This is a genomic window from Pseudomonas viridiflava (assembly GCF_900602065.1).
Classification (GTDB): Bacteria; Pseudomonadota; Gammaproteobacteria; order Pseudomonadales; family Pseudomonadaceae; genus Aquipseudomonas.
In genome coordinates, this window is record NZ_UWFN01000033.1 from 1 (window position 1) to 332 (window position 332).

The 332-nt window shown below is 60.8% G+C and carries 1 protein-coding gene; it reads right to left on the reverse strand.

The window, feature by feature from the left end:
* Positions 1-332 (reverse strand): GTP-binding protein (locus tag EE949_RS00170; RefSeq protein WP_206335684.1); only part of this gene is annotated, 332 nt, incomplete at both ends.

The window sequence follows — 332 nt, forward strand, 5'->3', positions numbered from 1 at the left end:
CCTGCGATCGCGGCGTTGAGTTGAGCTTCCAGCGCGGCGGCGTCCAGTTCCTGGCCGATCAGCACCAGATTGGTGAGGCGCTCTTCGTCGGTGCGCCAGGCACGGTCGAAATGCTTGTCGAAACGTGTGCCCACGCCCTGGATCAGCAGGCGCATCGGCTTGCCGGGAATCGCCGCGAAGCCTTTGACCCGCAGGATGCCGTGCTGCACGACCAGTTGGTTCAGCGCCTTGAGCAATACAGCTTCATCGGCCTGTGTCAGTTTGATGGAGATCGAATCGAAGGCGTCGTGATCGTGATCATCGTCTTCACCGTCGTGATGGTCATGGTGCGT